At 38.4% G+C, this 23799-nt stretch carries 18 protein-coding genes; 10 read left to right on the top strand and 8 right to left on the bottom strand.

Translation table 11 applies throughout. From position 1 onward, the window contains the following. Positions 1-153: 153 nt before the first annotated feature. The 10 genes from NPA36_RS09950 to NPA36_RS09905 all read left to right on the top strand — a co-directional run bounded on the left by NPA36_RS09950 (position 154) and on the right by NPA36_RS09905 (position 11242). Entirely contained in the window at positions 154-1413 is a 1260-nt protein-coding gene (locus tag NPA36_RS09950) for a sensor histidine kinase (RefSeq protein ID WP_256945966.1), read from the top strand. Next, positions 1410-2000, top strand: coding sequence for a response regulator transcription factor (locus NPA36_RS09945; protein WP_256945965.1), 591 nt, complete (start codon positions 1410-1412; stop codon positions 1998-2000). The genes NPA36_RS09950 and NPA36_RS09945 overlap by 4 nt, the downstream gene beginning before the upstream one ends. 408 nt (positions 2001-2408) lie before the next feature. Next, on the top strand, positions 2409-2702 hold the full coding sequence (locus NPA36_RS09940) for a lactococcin 972 family bacteriocin (protein ID WP_407932818.1): 294 nt from the start codon (positions 2409-2411) through the stop codon (positions 2700-2702). A gap of 69 nt (positions 2703-2771) precedes the next feature. Beyond that, positions 2772-4787 (top strand): DUF1430 domain-containing protein, encoded by a 2016-nt coding sequence (locus NPA36_RS09935; protein WP_256945963.1) that lies wholly within the window; start codon positions 2772-2774, stop codon positions 4785-4787. A 2-nt stretch (positions 4788-4789) separates the two neighbouring features. Further along, on the top strand, positions 4790-5431 hold the full coding sequence (locus NPA36_RS09930) for an ABC transporter ATP-binding protein (protein WP_256945962.1): 642 nt from the start codon (positions 4790-4792) through the stop codon (positions 5429-5431). Positions 5432-5720: 289 nt separating this feature from the next. Continuing rightward, positions 5721-7892 (top strand): hypothetical protein, encoded by a 2172-nt coding sequence (locus NPA36_RS09925; RefSeq protein WP_256945961.1) that lies wholly within the window; start codon positions 5721-5723, stop codon positions 7890-7892. Between the two features lie 2 nt (positions 7893-7894). Further along, positions 7895-8527, top strand: coding sequence for an ABC transporter ATP-binding protein (locus tag NPA36_RS09920; protein WP_256945967.1), 633 nt, complete (start codon positions 7895-7897; stop codon positions 8525-8527). Positions 8528-8792: 265 nt separating this feature from the next. Continuing rightward, the gene (locus tag NPA36_RS09915) at positions 8793-8996 is read left to right on the top strand and encodes a hypothetical protein (RefSeq protein ID WP_256945960.1); all 204 of its coding nucleotides are present in this window, start codon (positions 8793-8795) and stop codon (positions 8994-8996) included. Positions 8997-9452: 456 nt separating this feature from the next. Next, positions 9453-10196, top strand: coding sequence for a DUF6577 family protein (locus tag NPA36_RS09910; RefSeq protein WP_256945959.1), 744 nt, complete (start codon positions 9453-9455; stop codon positions 10194-10196). Continuing rightward, the gene (locus NPA36_RS09905) at positions 10193-11242 is read left to right on the top strand and encodes a nucleotidyl transferase AbiEii/AbiGii toxin family protein (RefSeq protein ID WP_256945958.1); all 1050 of its coding nucleotides are present in this window, start codon (positions 10193-10195) and stop codon (positions 11240-11242) included. The genes NPA36_RS09910 and NPA36_RS09905 overlap by 4 nt, the downstream gene beginning before the upstream one ends. A 235-nt stretch (positions 11243-11477) precedes the next feature. On the opposite strand, the gene NPA36_RS09900 is transcribed toward NPA36_RS09905, so the two are convergent. The 8 genes from NPA36_RS09900 to NPA36_RS09865 all read right to left on the bottom strand — a co-directional run bounded on the left by NPA36_RS09900 (position 11478) and on the right by NPA36_RS09865 (position 22948). After that, positions 11478-12368 (bottom strand): aldehyde dehydrogenase family protein, encoded by an 891-nt coding sequence (locus tag NPA36_RS09900; RefSeq protein ID WP_407932816.1) that lies wholly within the window; start codon positions 12366-12368, stop codon positions 11478-11480. A gap of 308 nt (positions 12369-12676) precedes the next feature. Further along, positions 12677-12880 carry a hypothetical protein gene (locus NPA36_RS09895; RefSeq protein WP_256945956.1) on the bottom strand — a complete coding sequence of 68 codons (204 nt, stop codon included), beginning with the start codon at positions 12878-12880 and terminating at the stop codon, positions 12677-12679. Between the two features lie 72 nt (positions 12881-12952). Next, on the bottom strand, positions 12953-13138 hold the full coding sequence (locus NPA36_RS09890; RefSeq protein WP_256945955.1) for a hypothetical protein: 186 nt from the start codon (positions 13136-13138) through the stop codon (positions 12953-12955). A gap of 858 nt (positions 13139-13996) precedes the next feature. After that, the gene (gene mnmG / locus NPA36_RS09885; RefSeq protein ID WP_256945954.1) at positions 13997-15886 is read right to left on the bottom strand and encodes a tRNA uridine-5-carboxymethylaminomethyl(34) synthesis enzyme MnmG; all 1890 of its coding nucleotides are present in this window, start codon (positions 15884-15886) and stop codon (positions 13997-13999) included. Positions 15887-15900: 14 nt separating this feature from the next. Then, positions 15901-16368 carry an NUDIX hydrolase gene (locus tag NPA36_RS09880; RefSeq protein WP_256945953.1) on the bottom strand — a complete coding sequence of 156 codons (468 nt, stop codon included), beginning with the start codon at positions 16366-16368 and terminating at the stop codon, positions 15901-15903. A 9-nt stretch (positions 16369-16377) separates the two neighbouring features. Next, the gene (gene mnmE / locus NPA36_RS09875; RefSeq protein WP_256945952.1) at positions 16378-17766 is read right to left on the bottom strand and encodes a tRNA uridine-5-carboxymethylaminomethyl(34) synthesis GTPase MnmE; all 1389 of its coding nucleotides are present in this window, start codon (positions 17764-17766) and stop codon (positions 16378-16380) included. A 435-nt stretch (positions 17767-18201) separates the two neighbouring features. After that, on the bottom strand, positions 18202-18840 hold the full coding sequence (locus NPA36_RS09870; protein WP_256945951.1) for an endonuclease III domain-containing protein: 639 nt from the start codon (positions 18838-18840) through the stop codon (positions 18202-18204). Between the two features lie 397 nt (positions 18841-19237). Further along, entirely contained in the window at positions 19238-22948 is a 3711-nt protein-coding gene (locus NPA36_RS09865) for an LPXTG cell wall anchor domain-containing protein (protein WP_256945950.1), read from the bottom strand. Positions 22949-23799 lie beyond the last annotated feature (851 nt).

The following is a 23799-nucleotide window of genomic DNA, read 5'->3' as shown; positions in this document are numbered from 1 at the left end:
TTATCCAAAAATTGCCTAAGGCAACACAAAACCAATTAAAAATGATTGCTTGAAACTAAATTTATTGCTTCTTTGCTTGATATCATGCGGTTTATAATCATTTTTTATGTTTCAAGTTTTAGTATTAGTATCTTTCTAGGCTTTTTTTTCGTAATGGATGTTGTCGTCTATTATGTTATCTCTCCTCAACTTACTAGTTTATTACGATTAAATAGCGTTACTTTATTTATTGTTTATGCTACCTATCATATTATTCAATGGAGATTTGAAATAAGAGAGCAAAAACTTGCATCAGATATAACCTTATTTAGTGATCAAAAAACTAATATTTCCTATCAACTATTATCTAATGAACAGTTTGAATCAATGGCAAAAATTATTAGCGATGTATTTTTACACTCTTATGAATTTACCGGTATAGCTTTTGTCTGGTCTGAAAACAATAATCCTCCATATTTTTTATTTAAAAAAAAGAGTTTAGTCAACCTTAATCATACATTTATAAATAATCACAACCTATTTACTGATGTTGATAAAAAAGTAATTAACTATAAGAATGAACACGTATTAGTGATTCCCATGATGGAAATAAATCAAGTAATAGGGTTAATTATAGTTTCTAAGGAAAAAAACAAACCATTTTCACAAGTTGAATTAGACGAGCTCACAAAAAATGCTGAAGAAATCGCCATATTTTTACGTACATCTGAACAACGTTTAACTGTAGAAAAAATGCTCAGTACTCAATATTATTCAGAATTTGAACGAGCTGCATATATAAGACAACACGATCTCGCACAAGAAGACAAAAAGAAATTGGCCAATTATTTACATGATAATGTTCTTCAAACGATTTTAGCCGTTAAAAATCTTAATTTATCTATCGAATCAAACGATTTAAAGACAATCGAGCTAATCGACCAAACCTTAAAATCTCTTTCAGTTTCTATGAGAGACTATATGACACAGATTTATCCTTCTTTTTTAAGTGTGCTCCCATTAGAAAATAGCTTTATAAATCTTGCTAAAAATTTAGAGATATTCTATCAATTAGGAATTGAGATTAATTGGCATATTGAAAAGAATTTGCCTCTAACAGAAACACAAAAAGTATTCTTTTATCGAATTGTTAAAGAACTCCTAACAAATGCATATAAACACTCAAAAGCAAATAAGATAGAAGTTGACTTGCACCAGCAAGATAATAACATTATTTTACGTGTAACAGACGATGGTAGTGGAATAAAAAGCAATCAATTAGACGATGAACAATTCTATACTACCCATCTTGGATTACTCTCCATAAAACAAGAAGTTGATTACAAAAATGGTACCTTAGACATTTACAGCGGAAGAAATATTGGAACTGAAATTAAGATTAGTATACCAACAGCGAGAGGAACAAAATCATGAACATATTATTAATTGATGATCATCAATTATTTTCATCTAGTCTAAAATTAGTAATGGAAAAATTTGATGTAGTTGATACAGTCATTACACTAAATTCCCCCTCTTCAATTGATAATTATTTATTTAATACTATGGTAGATGTCGTTTTATTGGATATAAATCTAGGGAAAGACAATGGCTTACTAGTTGGAAAGCAAATAAGAAAACAATTCCCCACTATGCCTATTGTCTTCTTAACAGGATTTGACCTCGAAGAATATCGTTTTCAAGCAGAGTTACTAGATGCTAGTGGTTTTTTTAGTAAAAATATTTCTCCTGAAGAACTAGTCAGTAACCTACATCAAATTGTGAAAGAAGGAGTCACTTTTATTGAAGTAGAAAAATCAATTCTGACCGAAAAAGAAAAAGAAATATTAAATTATTTAAGTGAAGGCAGAACTCAAGTAGCTATAGCAATAGAATTAAATATCAGTAGAAGAACAGTAAATACACATGTTCAAGCAATTCATAATAAATTCAATGTCTCTTCAACTTCAGAAGCTATCATTAAAGGAGTAAAATTGGGGATTATAGATATCAATCATTAAACAATCTTCAATCTATTTAAAAAAGATGCTGGTGGAATATATACAATATACATTCCACCAGCATCTTTTATGTATACTTTATTCGTAAATTTACAGCTATTTTGCACAGAATACCTATTTAAACTTAGGAGAAATACATTTAAAATAGAATTAAAGTTAGCTGATATAGATTCAAGCTAAAGAAAGATGTATATATTCTTTAATCAGTAAAATAGTAATTTTAAAATCAGAAAGAAGATAAAAAATCGGAAACTATATCGATTTTAAAATTACATTGAAAATATTTTAACAAATTTAAATAACATAGCAAAATGTAGCTAGTTACTACCGAATTGATTATCAAAGTATGAGGCTTTTAATTTGATAACATCGCCGCTACCAAAAATAGAAGGGAGAAAGATTATGCAAATCAAAGGTAAACTTGTTAAACTTACATTAGTTGCTGCCTTATTATTATCATTTTTAACTCCAGTATTAGCTGTTTCAGTTCAAGGAGGAGAATGGTCTTATGGCGGTCACCATGACCCGGTAAACTGGGGAGCTTTTTCTAATTATTATCATCCTACTAGACATCATTGGTCCTCTGTGGTAAGACATAGTGATTCTAAATCAAGTAAAGGTTATGCTGGCGCCGGTGGAACATCGAAAGCATTTGTTAATACTCAAGTGGGCGAAGGCGCATCATTTGATTTCGGTTTTTAATTGAATGTTTGGAAGGGTAGGTGCTTCACCTACCCTTTTTTTCAGAAAAAAAAGAGAGGACCAAAGTACATGAAACGGATATTTATATATATTTCTATGTTTATTTGTACATTATTTTTGTTATTTACTATTGTAGATCGTTCAGACCAATTTGCATTTACAACTTACTCAGGAACCTATGCTAAAGATGTTCTTGACATGAAGACAGCTGATAAGAATGAAGTTAATACAACTCTCTCTAAACTAGCAACAGATACAAATAGCATTATCATTAAACGAATCATTGAACCTAAAGAAATTGGATATGAATTTGTATACCAAGCATATGGATCTGAGAAGTTACCAAGAGGATTCACACTTGCCACCGAAGAAAATATCAGTAATAGTAATGTAATTGCACAATATATGATTATTAAAGGATCGCTCACAAATGAAGAATTATCAACGCACCTTAATAAACTTGGATATAGAACGGAAAATAATGCTGGTACGCATCCCATTTTAATTGCTACATCACTGATAGCTAGCCCAGCTACATATTTAGCCTTACTTGTTTTTATACTGACATTTACTTCTTTAACCTTAATTTATCGAATAAAAAATATGCGTTTTTCAGGAATTCGTTTAATATCTGGTAAAAGTTTACTTTCTATTATGTATAGAGATATTCAATCCGATGGACTAGACATACTATTTTCTTCTTTATTATGTATCTTGATTGGAATCAGTGGATTAGCTATATTTGGTACTTTAAGATGGAGTTTGGTTAGTATTTTACTATCAGGAATTTTTCTTTATGCACTTATACTCGTCCTCATATCTATTTTTTTAAGTTTTATATATTTGATTAGCCTAAAAAAAGTAGATTTAATGGAAGTCATTAAAGGTAAAGTACCCCTATACCGTATTTTATTCATTATACTTTTAGGTCAATTTTTTTCTTTCTTAATGATTGGATGGGGAACAAACCATGTAATGAACTTTCTACCCCATTTAAAGGTACAGGAAAGTGCAATAAGTGAATGGAATAATCATAATAAAAGATTTAATCTTCAATTCGGACTTGGTCTAGCTAATAATAATGAAATTTTCGAAAAAGTTCTAATTGATTGGGAGGCATTTGTTAAAGAAGCTATCACTGAACAAGACGGGTTACTAGTTGAACATAATCTTACAAACTTTGTTCTTTCTAATACTGATAGAGATAGTACAAAACTTGAAGAGTATGTCCCACTTGGTAATACTCTTTACGTAACTCCAAATTATTTTGATGAACAAAAAATAGAACTAGATAGCCATATTAAAGAGAAGTTAAATAATTTAAAACAAGGTGAGTTTGGCTTGATTTTACCAGAAAAGTTAAAAAAAGATACTGATACTTACTACAACATGTACCAAAATTATGTATCAAATTTTGCAAAAGATAATCTCGATTTAGGTGGAAACGCTCTTTTTGAAGTTAAAGGGATTATAAGTTACTTACCAGACAACCAACAAAGATTTATCTATAACACTACCTCAATCACAAAAACACAGTTTCTTTTGGATCCAATAATTATTGTTATTACACCCAACTCTTTTAGCAATACTCTAGGCTCTAGAATATTTTGGTGGAACTCTAACTCATATCTCTTTTTAAATAGCTTTGAAACTTCAGTGCATTTATTAAAAAAACATAGTTTATATTCTTATATTTCTTATGCAAGTAACAGTAGCCAAACATTTTATGAGTTGCTAAATACCATAAGAGGGGAGCTTATTGCTCTTATTATTGGAACCATACTTGGTATTTTAACATCTATTCTTCTCTTTAATTCAATGACTCTCCTCTATTTTGAACAATTTAGGAGAGAAATATTTATTAAACGAATCTCAGGAATGCATTTTAGAGAAATACACCAAACATTTATTTTAACTCAATTAATTGTTTTTCTTTTTAGTTTTTCTCTGGTTGTATTGATCACTAAAAATATAGGTGTTAGCTTAACCACACTTATTCTTTTTGGAGTAAATTCGTTCATAATACTTTATTATCAATATAGATCTGAAAATAAAACAGCCATCTCTGTCTTGAAAGGAAAATGATTATGATTACGATAACGAATTTGACAAAGAAATTTGAAGACCGGGTCTTATTTTCAAATACCAACCTTGTGTTTGAAACGGGTAAGGTTTATGCCCTAATTGGAGCTAGCGGTAGTGGGAAAACAACGCTTTTGAATATATTGGCGAAACTAGAAAGCTATGACGAGGGAGACATTTTGTACAATGATCGGCCTCTTGAGAGTATTAAGAGCAATCAGTTTTTCAGAGATGAGTTAGGCTATCTTTTTCAAAATTTTGGCTTGTTGGATAGTCAAACGATTCAAGAGAACCTAGACCTTGGTCTCATTGGGCAGAAATTATCTAAAGCAGAGAAAACTGCCTTGCAAAAAGAGGTCCTGAAGCAAGTTAATTTAGACTACTTAGAGTTGGATCAAAAAATCTTTGCTTTATCTGGTGGTGAGGCACAACGGGTTGCCTTGGCGAAGATTATTCTCAAAGACCCTCCCCTCATTTTAGCGGATGAACCAACAGCAGCTCTAGACCCTGATAGTTCGGCAGAGATTATGTCCATGGTATTGGGTTTGCGCAATGAAAACCGGATTATTATTATCGCAACCCATAATCCTATCATTTGGAATTTGGCTGACGAGATTATAAAGGTACATGATATCTCGAATGTTTAGAAATGCGATGTAAGAGGCTCTTGCTTATTGTATTCGAGTAACCAGGTCCTCTGCCAGAAATAACGACAGTGGCACCGTCGTCTTTATTTTTGACAGAGGGCCTGGTTACTCTTTTTTTGTCCCTAAAATGAATCTATTCCTTAAAAACTTATTGCTAGCTCCCCTTTCTATACAGAAGTTTCTTGCACAAATTACCTATACAAAGCCTTGCTTATAGGATTTACAATTAGAGTAAGGTTGGGTCTAGTCTTGATCAGTCATTCATTTAGGAAAGTTAGGGGGAAGCACTTTGAAAAAGACAATGATTTTATTCCTAAGTATCATATCTATTTTAATCAGCGTGGCGTTTGCACTACATAAGAAAGCAGAAGAAAACAAATACTACGATAATATAGAAGTTACCAACAATTCTACTCATTTTTACATTACCAATTCAACTGTCTCCATCGATGAGCAACTGTCAGAGTTTACTTCCCTATCCAAACACTACAATGCCAGCATCATCCGCTCTAGCATGTTGACCGACAATGACGAAACCTATATTTACAAATCAGGAATTTACTCTAATGATTATTTTGAGCAATTGGGTATCCAATTAGCTAGTGGTAAACTGCCTAGTAGTGAGGAGGAGTTTCTTGCCAACTTTACTAGTGGAGATGCACATCAAAGTGGACGTATCAAAAGTTTGTTTGCGGAAAAGAAGCTGATTTTTGGCTCCTTAGAAAACTTTTATAAGGACCACAAGATGAGCGTTAATGGTAACTACACACTGGTGGCCGACCCAAAAGACAAAGATGAGATTCTAAACCAACTTTCCATGGTCTTTAATCTTCCCAAAGATGAATTATTACGCCCTACTTATGGACAAGCATATGGCCAAGGAACAATATTCCTTTTAGCATTAATCCTATCCTTAATCATCATGGCTATCTTCTGTTTGATGAGTGCCTTTTATCCAATTTCTAAGTTAAAGGAAATTGGTGTCATGAAATTACTTGGCTTTAAAGATATCGACATCTGGATACGACTGAATAAGGTTACCTTATTGGCTCCTATTCTTTTCTACCTCTGTACACTTCCTATTCAATATATTCTTATTCCCGATAGTGATGTGTCTTATTTCTTAGAATTGAGCTTGTTTGAATCAGCTGTATTTTTGATTGCCTTAGTTTTTTCTCTAGTCATGTTGCTGATTGTTAGACGGTATAATCTTTCTGATGTTTTAAAAAATTTCTTTAATCTCAAGTTTTCATTGTATTTTAGTTATCTATTAAAATTTGTTGTTTTTGTTGCAGTTATTGCTGTTATTCCTTTATTTATCAAAGAGCTGAATACTCTACAAAGGGATTTAAAAGCCAAAGATTTTTATGAGCAACAAAAGCAATACTTAACCCTATCTGAATATCAATACATTGGTGATGAATTCCAACAATCTCTTCGTGGAGAAGGAACACTAAGCATCAAACTTACGAATCTTTATAAAGAGTTAGATAAGTCTGCTAACATGGGGTATGTTGCTATTAATGATTTTGATGGTAGCGTATTTAACGGATCTGATATAAATACTGCTAAATTTAAAGATGTGAGATTTAATCACTCTGATAACTATGTGCTGATGAATGCTAATGAAAACTATCTAAAACGGATTAACTTTGACTTCCCGATCCCTTCCTCAGATATATTTTCAGAAAAGGAGATCACCTATCTAGTACCAGAATCCTTAAAGAAGGATTTTGAAAAGACAGAACTATTTATACGAATCCAGCTTAAGGCTCATCTTTCGGATGATTCTTATGACAAGATTGAGGACATTCCAGTAAGGTTTATCTTCTATCCAGATAATGACCAAGAGATATTTTCAGAAAACATCCACATGATCGGTGAAGATAAGATATTTGTTAAGAATCCAATCATTTTTTGTGTCAATAACACTACCATAGAGAAAATGACTAGAAGTTTTCAAAATAGTCCAATAAGCAACCCACTCCGAATTGAGGATACTGAAGAGAATAAAGCCGCTATCAGTCAGGCGATTATAAACAACCAGCTTGAAAACAACTCGGTACAATTCCAAAATATTCTTTCATCAGGGTTTGCACAGGAATTGTTTATCTCACAATCTAGTGTTGGTGTTTGGCTGACGATTCTTTTCTTAGCTATTTCTGTTAGTGTTTTAGCTTCTTATTACATTATCTTAATTATCTTGGCTTCTAAGAGAAAAGAAATGATTGTCTCAAGATTACTCGGTTATACTTTCTTTGACCGCTATCAAAATGAGATATTTTATTTCACCACCATTTATATCTTTGGATTAATCGAAATCGCCATCTTGAATCGTCAGGCCTTGTCCTTGTTGGCCTACCTATCACTTGTCTTGATGGATATCTTGATTATTTTCCTAATGGTTAATCGACATGAAAAAGGAGCGCTTAGTGCAGCTTTGAAAGGAGACGTACGATGACTATTATTCATATCAAAAACTTCAACAAACGTTTTGGCCATAAGATTGTGTTTGAAGACTTTAACTTAGAGATTAACGAGGGCGATATGGTTGCGATTATGGGTCCTAGTGGGTCTGGCAAAACAACCTTACTCAATACAATTGGCCTAATCGAACCTATAGAAGAAGGCGAATACCAACTCTTTCAGCAAGCTGCTCCAAAAATCAATTCCAAACAAGCCAACAAAATGATTCGGGAAAATATTTCCTATTTATTCCAAAATTTCGCACTGGTGGATAACTTTACCATCCACGAAAACTTGATGATGGCGCTGCGATATGTCAAAAAGACAAGGCAAGAAAAAGAAGCCTTGATTGACGATGCGCTCAAGATGGTTGGGTTGGACAACTACCAAACGTTAAAAGTCTTTGAAATCTCAGGTGGCGAACAACAACGTGTGGCTATCGCCCGCTGCTTGCTCAAGCCTAGCAAGGTGATTCTAGCTGATGAACCAACTGGGTCGCTAGACAGTAAGAATCGAGATGAGATTCTGGCTATCTTGAAGCAGTTGAATGCGGATGGAAAGACAATTATCATGGTGACACATGATAGCAAGGTGGCTGAAAGCTCCCATTATACGGTTAGCCTTGGATAAGTGATGTGGGAAGTAGTTGTTAAAGAACGTTTACGCTTGCATGTAGAGAAACACCCTCAATTCCTTGATAGTAAAGGAGTTGAGGGTATTTTTATTCTTGGTGAATTGTATATATGCTGATGGTAGTTTCTTCCTTAGATATCAAATGTTTGGCTCTAATCTTGATTTCCACCCAAATATTTGATAGTTATCTGTATAGTGGAAATGGCCCTTTGTCATTTGTAATGGTAAAATACGGATGACAAGTTAAAGAAGGGAGAAATTTATGAGTAAAAAGCAATTATTATATATAGAAGTTGTATTTCCAACAGTTTGGATGCTATCATTTATTATCTGGAAAACCTTGGTCAGAAAAATGGTTTTGCTAGAAGCTTTACAGGACGCAGTCAATATAACAGTGATGTTATATTTGTTAGTAAACCTACTTCTGTATATCAATTACGATAAAGCTTTTTCGGATGATGAGTAGTGTCGTATAAGCTTAAAATGATTGGTAATGTTAAAGGTGGTTATAAGATTTATAGCCACCTTTTGTTAGCAAGCTGTATTATTAGAAAAGAGCTTTGGTTCAAGTGTTTTCCGGAGATAAGGAGTAGTCTTATCCCCGGAAAATTTATCTGAATCTGACACATGATAGCAAGGTAGCTGAGAGCTCTCATTATACGGTTAGCCTTGGGTAAGTGATGTGGGAGATAGTTGTTAAAGAACTTTTACACTTGATTGTAGAGAAACACCCTCAATTCCTTGATAGTAAAGGAGTTGAGGGTATTTTTGTTCATTGTATATATGCTGGTGGTAGTTTCTTCCTTAGATATCAAATGTTTGGGTCTAATCTTGATTTTCACCCAATTATTTGATACACTATAATCAAATAATTGGGTGGAAACTCAGTTTACACCCAAACATTTGGTTAGGAGGATAATATATGGAAAACGCCTTACACAAAAAAGATTTGATATCGTTTCTTAAAAATAATCCAATAATCACTACTCAAGATTTTTTAACTTTCTATCGTCAATTTACTCCAGATATCCCCTTAAACACATTGAGATGGCGAATCCATGAACTAAAACAAGACGGAACCATTTACAGTCCTAAGCGTGGATTGTATTCACTTAATAAAAAAGAATCATTTCAAGCAGGAACTACACCAAAAATGGATGAAATTGCTATCTTACTACAAGAAAAATTTCCATATGATGTTCGTTTCAATATTTATCCCACCAAATGGATTGGAGACTTAACCAAGCATGTCTACCAAATAAATAATCTAGTGATTGAGATTGACGCTGATGTACTAGAGCCTGCATTTTACTTTTTGAAAGAACGGTTTCCTAATACTTTCTTATCTCCAGGACAGGAAATGTATGATTACTACATTTTACCTGATAAAGAAAACATCATTATCAATCGACTATATGTTGATGCCCCATTAAATAAAATTGAAAAGAATTATTACACCCCCAAACTAGAAAAATTAATTGTTGATTTATTAATAAACGACCCTGTTATTTACCCAGTTGGTAATGCAGAGGTTGAAACCATCATCGAGGAAGCTTTTAATACCTACAATGTCAATTATTCAACACTTACTCGTTATGCGAATAAGAGAAATGCAAAACGACGGTTAGATGATGTTATTTCATTAGAAGGAGTAACGGAAGAATGATTTTGGAGCAAAGTCTGACTACAGAGTGGTATGATTCTGTAAAATTAGAATATAACAATTTAGACCCCAATCTCTTAGATAAAGTAACCCATGCCTTTTATTTATTAGAAAAACTCACAGACACATCTTTACCCTTTATTTTTAAAGGTGGTACCTGTTTACTCCTACTATTAAAAGAAATGAAACGCTTCTCAATTGATATTGATATAATTATTACTGAGAAAATTTCTCCAAAGGATTTAGCTGCTATTTTGGAAAACTTGGTTAAAAACTCTCATTTTACTCATGTAGAAGAACATATACGCTATCAATCTGCAATTCCTAAAGCCCATTTTAAGTTTTTTTATCGGTCACCACTGGATAATAGGGAATCGTATGTACTACTTGATGTCTTGTTTGAAAAATCCCCATATAATCAACTACTAGAGCTACCCATAGTCAGTCCCTTTATTCAAACACTACCACCAAATAAAACAGTTTTTATTCCTGATGTGGAGAATATTCTAGGAGACAAATTAACTGCTTTTGCTCCAAATACGACCGGTATTCCTTATGGTAAAGGAAAAGAGATGGAAATTATTAAGCAACTATTCGATATTGAAAGTTTATTCGACCAATCAAATTATTTAGCTGAAATAAAATCTTCTTTTTCCAAATGTGCAACTCTTGAACTTGCTTATCGTGACTTATATGAGCTGGATTTAAGGGATGTTTTGGAAGATATTTTAAAAACTTCTTGTATTATTGGTGGAAGGGGCGGTATAGAAAAAGAAATTTTTTTACGGTTAGAAGATGGTGTACGAAGAGTAAAATCTCATATTATCAATCGAAACTATATTGTAGAAGAAGCAGTCCTTAGTGCCTCTAAAGCGGCTTATTTAGTTAGTCTTTTAAAAGCTGACAAAAAGATTATTGAACGTTTTGATTCCACACAACCCTTACCAGAACTGGTTGGAAAACCACTTTTTAAAAAGATGGTTAAAATCAAAAAATTCAGTCCAGAAGCCTTTTATTATTTTGCTAAAGCGCAAGAACTTAATCAGTGAAAAATCAAAATAAATCAAGTCCACATTCTTAACCAGACTCTTTAGCGATATTATAAGAAAAGGGCTCTAATTCAAATTTTCTCGAAAAAAAGAAGCAGTCTACTCCCAGTAAATCACTCAATTCAGCAGATTCTTCTCATAATTTACTCTACTACTATCTCAATTAAAATACCCCTGTCAATCCAATTAAGGATTCTGACGGGGGTATTTTTCATCAATCAGTCAATACTCTCTACTAATCCACCATTTTCAATACTGGTTTGATGGCGACACCGGTTTTTGAATCTTCAAAGGCTTGGTTAATGTCCTCAAAGGGGTAAACGTTTATTAGTTTATCAAAGGGGAATTGTCCTTGTTTGTAGTAGTCGATTAGTTCTGGGATGAAGGTTTTTGGGTTTGAGCTGCCTTCGACTATGCCTACTAGTCTCTTGCACTCAATTAGGATGGCTTGGTAGATATCGATGGTGACCTCGCCTACTACGCCAACGATGGCTGAGGTTCCTCTTGGTCTCAAGCCATATAGGGAATCATTGAGCATAGCTGGTCCACCAGTCGCCACTACAATATCACATGATTGCATGAGGCTATTGGTTGCGTCTAGGGATGGCTCTTCAATAATTTGTACAATATTGTCAGGAGCGCCTAATTCTTTCATAGCTGCATTTAAGATATCTACAGTGTGCTTAGAAACATTTTTCGCACGTGGGTGTGGTGAAATAATCACAGTATTGCGCCCTTTTACAGCCATCATGACATTGCCCACAATGGTTAAGGTTGGGTTAGTTGTTGGGATAACACTGGCAATAACCCCTTTAGGATTGGCTACATAAGTAAGGTTTTTTTCTGTATCCCTTTCGATAATGCCCACTGATTTTTGGTTTTTCATGGTTGACCAGATACCGGCACCAATGCCTAAGTTCTTTTGAATCTTATCTTCATATTTCCCCATATCTGTTTCTTCAATCGCTTCTTTGGCCAAGAGTTCCGCCTCTTTAGCAATGGATTGGCCGACAGCTTTACACAAATCGTCTACCTGTTCTTGACTATATCCTTCTAGCACTTGGAGAGCCGTTCTTGCCTTTTCTACTAATGATGAAACAACTTCATTTTGACTCATTCTTTCCACCTCGTCTTTAGTATTTGTATCTACACTCTTTATTATAGGGATTTATCTGGTTCTGAATTGTAAAAAAGGGAACTCTTGAAAGGGGTGTCATTTTAAAGGGAGTCATAAAACAAACGTGTCTTGAATTTGGTTATGTGACAGAAGTGTTGGGCAAGCAGCCTCTTACAAACGAGGTCAATGTACATGATAAAAAGAGTCTCCAGATAGGGGTTAGAAATCCGACGGTAGCGCCGTGATTTCTGTTTCCTATCTGGAGACTCTTTGGTGAGTTAGATATTGATGTTATTTAGTAGAAACATTTTCTATTTCTATGCATTTTTCATATACTCTGACTCGTTCATTCTCTTCTGTTTTCTCTTCTCAAGATAATAGGATATCGGAATACCCACCATTAAGATGAAAGCAGAGGCATAGATATACCACCCAATTGTTCCGCTCTCACGATAGTAAAGTATACCTACTAATACAAGAACTATGACATTAACAAGTCTTCCTAACCAGAATTTTCTCATGACTTTCCTCCTACTCGACTTAAAAGTAGCTAACTAGTTGTGATATAGGGTAACTTTTTGACATTTGACATCTTAACTTTGTTCTTTCATGTTTCTCTGCCTTCTCTTCTCAAGATAATAGGCTATCGGAATACCTATAATATTGATTAGAGCAAGAGCATAAATATACCATACTTCTCCGTTTTGAAGATAGTAAAGTATACCTATAATTGTAAAAATAATGATAGAAACAAGTCTTACTGTCCAGAATTGTCTCATGGCTTACCTCCTACTCGACTTGAAAGTAGCTAACTAGTTGTGATATAGAGTGACTTTTTGACATTCAACGTCTTAACTTTGCTCTTTCATGTTTCGCTTTTCTAAATAGTAAGATAGTGAAATGAGTAAAATACTAATTAAAATACCAAGATAAAAAATCCAAGTATCTCCGATTCGAGGATAGTAAAGTATGGCTAAGACTACACAAACAATGATGCTAAGAAGTCTTTTTAGTCCGATATTTCTCATAACTTACCTCTTTCTCCTATTGAGATGTTCCTAACACATGAATTTAGAAAACACCTAAATAGGTACAATATAAAAGCGTTTACTTACAATTAGTATAGCATTTTTTTAGAGAAATTTCTATTTAGGACTGGGTAAGAATCTTTAACCTAGCACAACAAAAGAGTTTCCGAGAACTGTATCAGAAATAACGGTGAATGAGCATAGCTGACGCACAGTGACTGTTGGGGCTGGGCAAAAAGTCTATAATGACTAATATCTATTTTTTAAATCACAAAAGAGTTTTGCGAAAAAGGTTATCAGAAATGAGAACGGTGGCACCGCCGTGAGCCAAGGTCTCACTGGCTTAGCTGTCTACGTGTCTGTAATCGGCTAAAGCCGAAACATTCACTGTACGCCAGCTATGCTTTACACCGTTATTTCTGATAACCTTTTTCGCAAAACTCTTTTGTTTTAATGGCAGTCTGGACTTTTTGCCCAGCCCCTTTACAGTCACGTAGACAGCTAAGCCGAAAGACCCAGGCTTTCGGCGGTGCCACCGTTCTAATTTCTGATACAGTTCTCGGAAACTCTTTTTTTGATATAGTTGGAAACTCAAGTCGTAAACAATTTTTACACCTTAGCTATCTTACCCTGTTCAATATACACCATCAAAATCGACACATCAGCAGGATTCACCCCACTAATACGACTAGCCTGTGCCATAGTTTCTGGTTGAATAAGTTTAAGGCGTTGTCTCGCTTCGGTTGCCAATCCATTAATAGCATCGTAATCGATACGCTCAGGGATACGTTTAGCTTCCATGCGCTTGAGTTTTTCCACCTTTTCAACGGCTTTGGTGATATAGCCTTCATATTTAATGGAAATTTCAACTTGTTCAGTTACGTCTTTTGCCAGCTCCACCTCTAATGGGGCGAATGGCAAGAGGTCATGGTAGCTTAACTCTGGTCGTCTGAGCAGTTCGGCTACTAGAATGCCGTCTTTGAGTTGGGCGGAACCCTTACTTTCTAGGAAGTCTTGCAGCTCCTTACTTGGTTTTAAGCGAACCTTGTTAAGTCGTTTGATCTCCTCTTGAACGGCTTGTTTTTTGGCTTGGAAAGCTGCGTAACGTTCTTCTGAGATGAGGCCTAATTGGTAACCTTGTTCCGTCAAACGGAAATCAGCGTTGTCATGGCGCAAGAGCAAGCGGTACTCAGCACGTGAGGTCAGCAAGCGGTAAGGCTCAGTCGTCCCTTTGGTCACCAAGTCGTCAACCATGACACCGATATAGCCGTCATTTCTTCCTAAGACAAATGGTTCTTGGTCACGAATCTTGCGGACGGCATTGATACCGGCGTAAAGTCCTTGTCCGGCTGCTTCTTCGTAGCCAGATGTTCCATTCATTTGTCCAGCAGTGAAGAGGTTGCTGAGGATCTTGGTTTCAAAGCTTGGTTTGAGTTGGTGGGGCACGACGACATCGTATTCGATGGCATAGCCGGTTCGCATCATCTCCGCATTTTCCAAGCCCTCAACAGTGCGCAAGAGTTTGATCTGTACGTCTTCTGGCAGTGAGGTGGACAGGCCTTGAACATAGTATTCATCAGTGTTTTCGCCCTCTGGTTCTAGGAAAATCTGATGGCTTGGTTTGTCACTAAAACGCACAATCTTGTCTTCAATCGAAGGGCAATAGCGAGCCCCTACCCCTTCAACAATCCCGGTAAACATCGGCGCCCGGTGCAGATTGGCACGGATTTCCTCATGAGTTTGCTCATTGGTATAGGTCAGCCAGCAAGGAATTTGGTCATAACGATAGTCCTTTTCGTCCGACTCAAAACTAAAAAGATGCGGCTCAGGGTCCCCCGCTTGAATCTCCGTTTTAGAGTAGTCGATGGTTGACCCCTTAATCCGTGGCGGTGTCCCCGTCTTAAACCGTGCCAGCTCAAAGCCGTGTGCCAACAGGTTTTCAGATAATTTGATAGAGGGTTGTGAATTGTTTGGACCCGAAGAATATTTGAGCTCACCGATAATAATCTGACCTCGAGAAGACGTTCCAGCTGTTAAGACCACAGCTTTGGAGCGGTAAATGGCGCCGGTATTGGTCACTACTCCCTTACAGATACCGTCTTCGACAATCAATTCTTCAGCAATCCCTTGACGTAGGTCAAGGTTTTCTTGTTTTTCAATGGTCTTTTTCATTTCTTGGGCATAGGTTTGCTTGTCGGCTTGGGCACGTAAGGCTCTTACCGCAGGGCCTTTCCCGGTATTAAGCATACGCATTTGGATGTAAGTTTTATCGATATTGCGCCCCATTTGCCCGCCTAGTGCATCAATCTCACGCACGACGACGCCTTTTGCTGGGCCGCCAATGGATGGGTTACAGGGCATAAAGGCTACCATCTCAAGGTTCATGGTCAAAAGGAGGGTTTTCGCCCCCATTCGTGCTGCGGCTAGGGCAGCTTCTGAGCCGGCATGACCGGCACCAACTACAACAATGTCATAGCTTCCCGCTTCATATGTTTGCATGGTTTTCCTACTTTCTATGGGTAAAATACAACAGATTGATCGATTAAATGCTTGTCAATATAGGTGAACTTGGCTGAGAAAAATGGTGCATCTTCTAGAATCCAGTTGACGAAGACCATATCGCCTTGCCAAGTGGGTTTGAGCTCGACTTGGTCATAGGCTACCCATTCCAAGGTGCCTTCATCACAGTCTTTGACCTGTCCAGAAAATTCTTTGGCGTGGAAGACATAGGTGTACCAGTCTTGGTCAGGCGTGAATTCTGGAAAGGTGATGATGCCTCTTAGTCTAGGATTGACCACGTCAAGGCCTGTTTCTTCCTTAATCTCTCTGATGGCACATTCTTCTGGCGTTTCACCTTGCTCCATCTTGCCGCCGACTCCTATCCATTTGCCTTGGTGGACATCGTTGGGCTTTTTGTTGCGGTGCAAGAGGAGCAGCTCCTTGCCGTTATCGACATAACAGATGGTGGCTAGTTTTGGCATGTGTGTGACCTACTTTCCTAGACAGAATTGGCTGAAGAGTTGTGTTAATAGTTCGTCTTGAACGCTGTCGCCGGTAATCTCACCTAGCAGATCCCAAGCTCGGGTAAAGTCAATCTGTATCAAATCGACTGGCATACCTGCTTGAATCCCATTGATGACTTCGGCTAGAGCGGCTTGTGCTTGTTCTAAAAGGGCGATGTGGCGGCTATTGGACAGGTAGCTAGCGTCTCGCTCACCCATCTGGCCTTGAAAGAAGTAGTTGGCGATGCGTTCTTGGACTTGGTCGATGCCCAAGTGCTCCAACATAGAGGTTTCCAAGACTTCTTGTGGCTGAACATAATTGGCTAGTTGGTCTCGGTCTAACTTGCCTGCCAAATCGGCTTTGTTGATGATAACAATGCGTTTCATGTGGCTGGTTTCTTTTAAGAGGTCTAAGTCTTCTTGGCTTAGCGCCTCATTATTGTTGAGTAGTAAAAGGACAAAATCGGCTTCTGACAAGGCTTTTTTAGAACGTTCAACCCCGATTTGTTCGACTAGGTCATCGGTTTGACGGATACCGGCTGTATCAATCAGATGGAGCGGCACCCCTCTGACATTGACATATTCTTCCACGGTGTCACGGGTGGTGCCGGCAATATCGGTCACGATAGCTTTTTCTTGTCCTAGCAGTACATTGAGTAGGCTGGATTTGCCCACGTTTGGGCGACCGATGATGGCGGTTCTTAGGCCTTCGCGCAGGATTTTTCCTTGTTGGGCGGTACTTAGTAGAGCTTGAATGGAGGAAGCCACCATCTTGGTTTTTTCTTCCAGCAGTTTCAGGGTCATTTCCTCGACGTCGTCATATTCTGGGTAGTCGATGTTGACCTCTACTTGGGCCAGCGTGTCTAAGATTTCTTGGCGCAGGGAGCGGATAAGTTTGGACAGGTCGCCGTCCAGCTGGCGCATGGCCATGTTCATGGAGCGGTCGGTCTTGGCACGAATCAAATCCATGACAGCTTCTGCTTGCGACAGGTCGATGCGTCCGTTTAGAAAAGCTCGCTTGGTGAATTCTCCTGGCTCAGCTAGGCGTGCTCCGTGGCGTAAAACCAGTTGCAAGACCCGGTTGACCGCCACAATCCCTCCGTGGCAGTTGATTTCTATGATAGTTTCTCTGGTAAAGGTTCGTGGCGCACGTAAGATGGTGACCATGACTTCGTCAATGACGAGGTCAGTTTCCGGGTCAACAATATGGCCGTAATGGATGGTGTGGCTAGCTTGCTGGGCTAGTTGTTTATCTTTTACGCGGTAGAGTTTATCGGCTATGGTGACGGCTTGGTCGCCGCTGATACGGACAATCCCAATAGCTCCCTCACCAGGCGCGGTCGAGATAGCCGCGATGGTATCGAATTCTGTTAGCAAGACGTTTCCTCCGTTCTGATCAATTTTTGGCACAAAAAAAGTGCATAGTCCACCCCTCAACATGGAGGGAGCTAATACACTTTGACTGTATATGTCCAACTTTACAGGTTATTTCTATTCAAATGGTATTATACATGAAGCGGTGGGGCTTGTACATGGAAAAGTGTTTTTGGCTTGTTGAATCACAAAAGAGTTTCCGAGATATGCATCAGAAATGAGAACGTTGGTACCGCCGAAAGCCTTGGTCTTTCGGCTTAGCTGTCTACGTATCTGTAATCGACTAAAGTCGAACAGCTACTGTGCGTCAGCTATACTTATACACCGTTATTTCTGATGCATATCTCGGAAACTCTTTTGTTTAGATGGCTTTATGGACTTTTTCTCCTAAGTTCATTTCTGCGTGATGGTTTGGGGACTCTCTTGGTATGGGAATGGCTATTTATAGAAAAGAAATTTACCCCGTAACTCTTTACTCAATTGATACTCTGCTAGAAAGTTACTTTTTGTCTTTCCGTACTCGACTATTAAAGCGTGGAATTCTTTGTAGTCGTTTAGGGCAAATATGGAGTTGTCTTCAACAAATTTTTTCAAAGACATATAGCTTATTTGCTGGCTATCGTCACCTAGTAAGGTGGCAAATAGTTTTTTAGCATAGGCATCAGATACAAATACCGGTCTATGAAACAAATAAAGTAGCATGACATCAGCTGTTTCATATCCAACTCCTTTAATGGTTAGGAGTTTTTTTCTTAAATCGTCAGTGTCATAATCGTTAAACTCTTGGTACTTATTTTGGTAAAAATCCAATATGTTCTTGATGTAGCTTGCTTTACTTTTATAGAAACCAGATGGCTTTATTAGACTTTGTAAGTCTTCATCATTAAGGGCAATGGTTTTTTCTAAATCAAATTTGGTAGCCTCCTCAAGATTTGCTAATGACTTTTCTACGTTGAGCCAGTTAGTATTCTGGACTAAAATCATGCCTATTAACATTTCAATTTCATTGCTAGCCGGCCACCAGTTTTGTGTACCCAGCTTATGAAGTAGCAAGTCATATACATTTTTTAAGTCCATTGTGTTCTACATCCTCTTTAATATTTTATATCACTCATTGAACTGTATTTGTTTTTATAAGTCAAAAGTTTCCATGTTAAAATAAGGGTTTTTTTAATTTTGAGGTAAATTTTTAAAAATCAACTCAACTAAGAGTCCCCAGCTAAGCGGTCAGAAATAACGGTGTAAAGTATAGCTGACGCACAGTGGATGTTTCGGCTTCAGCCGATTACAGCCACGTAGGCAGCTAAGCCGAAAGACCAAGGCTTTCGGCGGTGCCACCGTCTTTATTTCTGACCGCTTAGCTGGGGACTCGATTACAACAACCCAAAAAAGCACCGCAGAAACCAGTCATCTGATTTCCACGGCACTCCATGCTAGCTGGCACTAATTCTTACGCCAGCCATCATATTTTTTCTTATTCTTCTTTCGCATCTTTCTTCTTCATCAAGTACAATCCGCTAGCTAGCAGGATTCCTGAGATGAGGAGGGTGTTAGTGGTTTGGGTTCCGGTGCTTGGCAATTGTTTGGCTGGCACGGTTGCTATACCAGATGCTTGCACTTGACCTGGTTTGATTGGGAGGATGACCGGTTTGTCTGGTGCTGGTTTGTCTGGATTAGCGTCCTTGTAAACCATAGCATAGATACTGAAGTGGTTAGCTAGGAACATTGCTCTGTCGCCTTCTTGGTCAAAGTCTAGACGAACTGGCGCACCACCTTCTGCCGGAATGTAGTAGATTCCTTCAAGCAAACCACGTGTTGGCACGTTGACCAAAGCCTGCGTATTTACGTGCACCATTTCCCCGGCTTCGTTGATGAAATAGATGTCGTATGCATCATAGGATTTGTCGCCAAATGGGTTTTTGTCTAGGGTGATTGGTTTGACGACTAGGAATGCGGCGCCATCTGTTTGGTTAACGTCTAGGGTGACACTGATGGTGCTAGCTGGGTCGGTGAATTCTTGCATGTCCACTACCACTGGGATGTCCTCAAGGGTAGCATACTCTCCTCTAAAGATGGCATTGCTGACCCAACGATAGAAATGAAGGGTGTGTAGCTTGTTCATTGGATTGCCGGCATACACAAACATTGGTTGGTCATTGTAGGTTCCGTCAATGGCCATGACTTTTCCAGCCAAGACCTCATTCTTAGGCCACCAACCTGCCATATAATAATCCTTGTCGACTACGGAAATCAGACTTTCAAAGCCTTTTGGAACAGCTTCAATCCAGCTACCTGAGTTGGAATAGAAATGGTCATTCATGAAGTAACCGCTAGAAAGTTTGTGGTCCTTGTTAACTAGGACTTTCAACAATCCTTCAAAATCCCATCCTGCTGGTGACATTTCTGCATCGAATCCGTCAATAACGCCCAATGCTTCCAGTTGGCTCATGGCATCGCCACCCACGATAATGGTTGGTTTCTTGCCTAGGTCGCTCAAGCTATATTGAGAGCTATCCAAGACAACAATATCCGCTTCTTCCAAGGAGCTAACCACTTGGAAGCCCATTTGATTGAGGGAATTCGTTGCGGAAGACACTGAGTTATACCCTAGTTGAAGGTTTGGATTTCCTGGTGCGTAGATTTTGAGATTTTTGAGTTTTTCGCCGACTGGACGTTGGTGAAGTGGTGTGCCTTTGAGGGCAAAGTTTGCCAAGGCTGTCTTAAAGGTCTCGGTAGACATGATATAGCCATCTTTTGCTAGATAAATCTCAGCACCAGCTTTAATAGCCGCATTGATCGCTTGAACAGCCGCCAAGGAGTTATTTTCCACTAGATAAAATGGTGCTTTGTCATCAATCTCGGTGCGTGGCGCTTGGGTTAGGCTGACATCTGTTAGTTTGTTAGCGAATAGTCCGTCACTCTTGAAGAGTGGGATGGATTTGAAACCGCGCATAATTGGGAAGTTAACCACTAGTTCTGCATACATGGCACCCCAATCACTTTCGTTAGAGCCTTGGTAAAGGATATGGTTGGCATATCCACGTTTGGCTTGCGCCATATCAATGACAAGGTCTCCTTTTTTATAGTCGCCTGTGTCTTGGGTCAACTCTTTGACTTGAACACCATTGCGGTTGAAATATTCTACCATACGGAAGGCTTGGTCTAGGTCACTTTGGCGGTCTAATCCCATTGGAATCACGTAATAGTCAGGGAAGAAGGTTGGGTTATCCCCTTTTATTCTACCCTTCAATTGTCCGTCAGCACCGACCAATTCTTTTTCTGCTTCAGGGTCTTCAACCTTGTTGATGCCACGCGCATAGAATTTTAAGCGATTTTCCATCAGAGTTTGTTTATTTTCCATGGAAAAATTAATGCCCGCTAAACTTGCGAAGAAACCGGCTTTGTAGGATTCTAGGTTACCTTCTGGGATTTCGATGGTATGGCCTAGGATTCCATGGTACATAGCATAAACCGCTGTGTAGCCGGAGAAGGAATCGTCCCATCCATCACCATAGTCTAATTTTGGAATGGTGTAGCGAGTGTACTTGGAATTGGCAATCCCTGCTCGTCCCATTTCTTTGGCATTTTCTAACATGGTTTCGGATAATAGGTCATATTCAAAGTTAGGGTCATGCGGTGGTGTTGCTGGTTCAATCAGGAAGCCTCTCACGAACCCATGAATGTCGAGGAGTGAGATTGGATTCCATTTGTTAATTTGGGTGACGATTGCTACGGTTTCTGGGTTGGTTTGGTAACCCGTGTCGCGGTTTGGATCTAGCCCGTTAGCTAGCGCACGAGTATTGAGCACGTCCCCATCTGGATTTTCGGTAAAGTTAAAGAGTAGGATGAGTTGTTCCAAAAGATCAGCTACCCTAAAGTCAACCGTTGTTTCTTTGCCATCTTTGTCGGTTGTTTTGTAACTGATGGTTTCTTTTTGCGCAAAATCCTTAAAGAGTCCTGTCACAATATCAATTCCCGGTTGCTCATCGGCATGGGTATTATTGATAAGAACAGGTAATTTGTAGTCTAATTTGCCGTCTTGAAGCAGTTTGAGGGCTTGTTCTGGGGTGTTTAGGGCTAGCGGGTTGATGTTGTTGAGGTAGTGATCGATGGATTCTTGGTCCTTGGCAACGATACCCATCTTGATGTCGCGTCCTTGTGCACTAACGCCAATGGTATCGATGGTCACCAAACGATCTTCTGCAGCGTTGTCTTTGGTTACTTCAATCTCTGCCAGCATCTCTTCGTGCGTATGGAAATTTTCGTAAGGACGTAGGTTAATTTTCTTAGTGATGGTCATACTGCCATCAGCACTAGTCCCAAGTAGCGTGTACTCCTTCATGTAGTCACGGTAGGTACGACGAATATTGTTAGGCCAACGCAAGCTCAAGTCCGGCCCAAACAAAGACTCCAAGCTCAGATTAAAGCTGTACATCCCATCAACCAGTGAGCCATCTTCTATGGTGATAAATGGATCTCCTGAGAAGTCGCCTTTTGACATGTTCCACGTTTTCCATTCGCTGATTGGCTTGTTGTCTAGCGTCCATTTGATAGTGGTTGGGTCTACGGTACCAACAGGAACGACCTCTTTGTAGGTGGTGCTGGTGGTCATGTAGGCGGTGGTGTCGGCTAGGGTGACTTGGCTAGGTTCTGCTGGAGTGGTTGGTTCAGCTGCTTTTGGTTGGGTGCTTTCTGGGGTGGTTGCTTCTGTTGTTGCTGCTTCTGGCTTATTCTCCTCTGGTTTAGCTGGGTCTTCTTTTTTAGTTGTGTCTTCGTTCGTTTGAGTAGCATTTACTGATTCTGTGGTTTTTTCTTCTGTGGTAGCCGGTGTTTCGGCAGGTGCTGGTGTTTCTGTTTCCACTGTTGCTTCACTTGAGTTTGGTTTTACTGTTTCATCTGGAGTTTCGGCAGTAGCTGACGTAGTTTCCTCTGTCTTGGCTTGGCTAGCTTCCGCCGCTTCAGTTGTTGGCGGTGCAATCACTTCTTCCACAGCAAGAACTTCGGAAACAAGCGGTAATGTGGCATCTGCTTTTTCCTCAGGCACAACCACAGTCGATTCCGCTTGACTAGCGTGAACCGTTGACGACTGAGCCATTTCCACAGAAACCGCTAAAAGACATGAAGCTGACAATCCCAACAAGATTTGTTTGACTAATGATTTGTACTTGAACGAGTAACTTTCCATTAGATTTCCTCCATTTCCAATTTTTTGAATACAAATTCACGTTCCAACTCCAATCCAGGGTGTTACAACTACCTCATTAACCTCCTTCTACTTTGCTACTTTTCTAAACGAAAAGTCCCCCATGGAGCTCTCACCCATAGTTTACCAGAAACCAATAGCAAATGGTGCCGTTTTCATCACAAAACAAGTGAGAGGGATTTCACATTTTTAGGGGATAGGTTCTTCTATCTAAAGCACAAAAGAGTTTCCGAGAACAGAATCCAAATAAGAACGATGGTACCGTTGTGCTTTGCACCGTCATTTCTGATTCTATTTTGGGAAACTCTTTTGGTTTGTTCCTTGTAAGACTTTTTACCTAGCTCCTTATTTAGGGATACTTGTTTTAAACCAGTTTTACTTGAACGCTAAGACTAGTGCAGAGATAATGTGCCCTAAAAAAAGTATTATTACAGATACTATTTTTTGTTTAGTCAATTTATTTTCGGGCGTCGCATTCCAAATAGCCTTTGCAAAGAATATCAGACCACTTGTTGCAATCATATTTCCTGAAATGAATAAAACTAACATTATCGGTTCTAACTCGACGAGAAATTTTACCATAGCTTGATACAGCCTTTGTTCTAATGTATTTTCATTTGTAGAATAAAACGATTTATGAGAAAAATAATTTGTTTTGGCACGTATGGGGCTGGGCAAAAAGTCTGTAATAAAATAAAAAAATTTCTAAACCCAAATTTCAAGAACAAGTTAGCCACTTTTTTTAAAGTGAAATATTATGGGTTATTACTAGTCTTCGTATGTTAGTTCCTATTGGGTTGTGGTCCGTTAGTCAGTTAAGGCTGGCTGCCAGC

Origin of the sequence: Granulicatella seriolae, from assembly GCF_024543085.1 — a bacterium.
GTDB classification, from domain to species: Bacteria; Bacillota; Bacilli; order Lactobacillales; family Aerococcaceae; genus Granulicatella; species Granulicatella seriolae.
The sequence above is the reverse complement of the archived record's forward strand: the minus strand, read 5'-3'. Positions and strand labels throughout refer to the sequence as shown.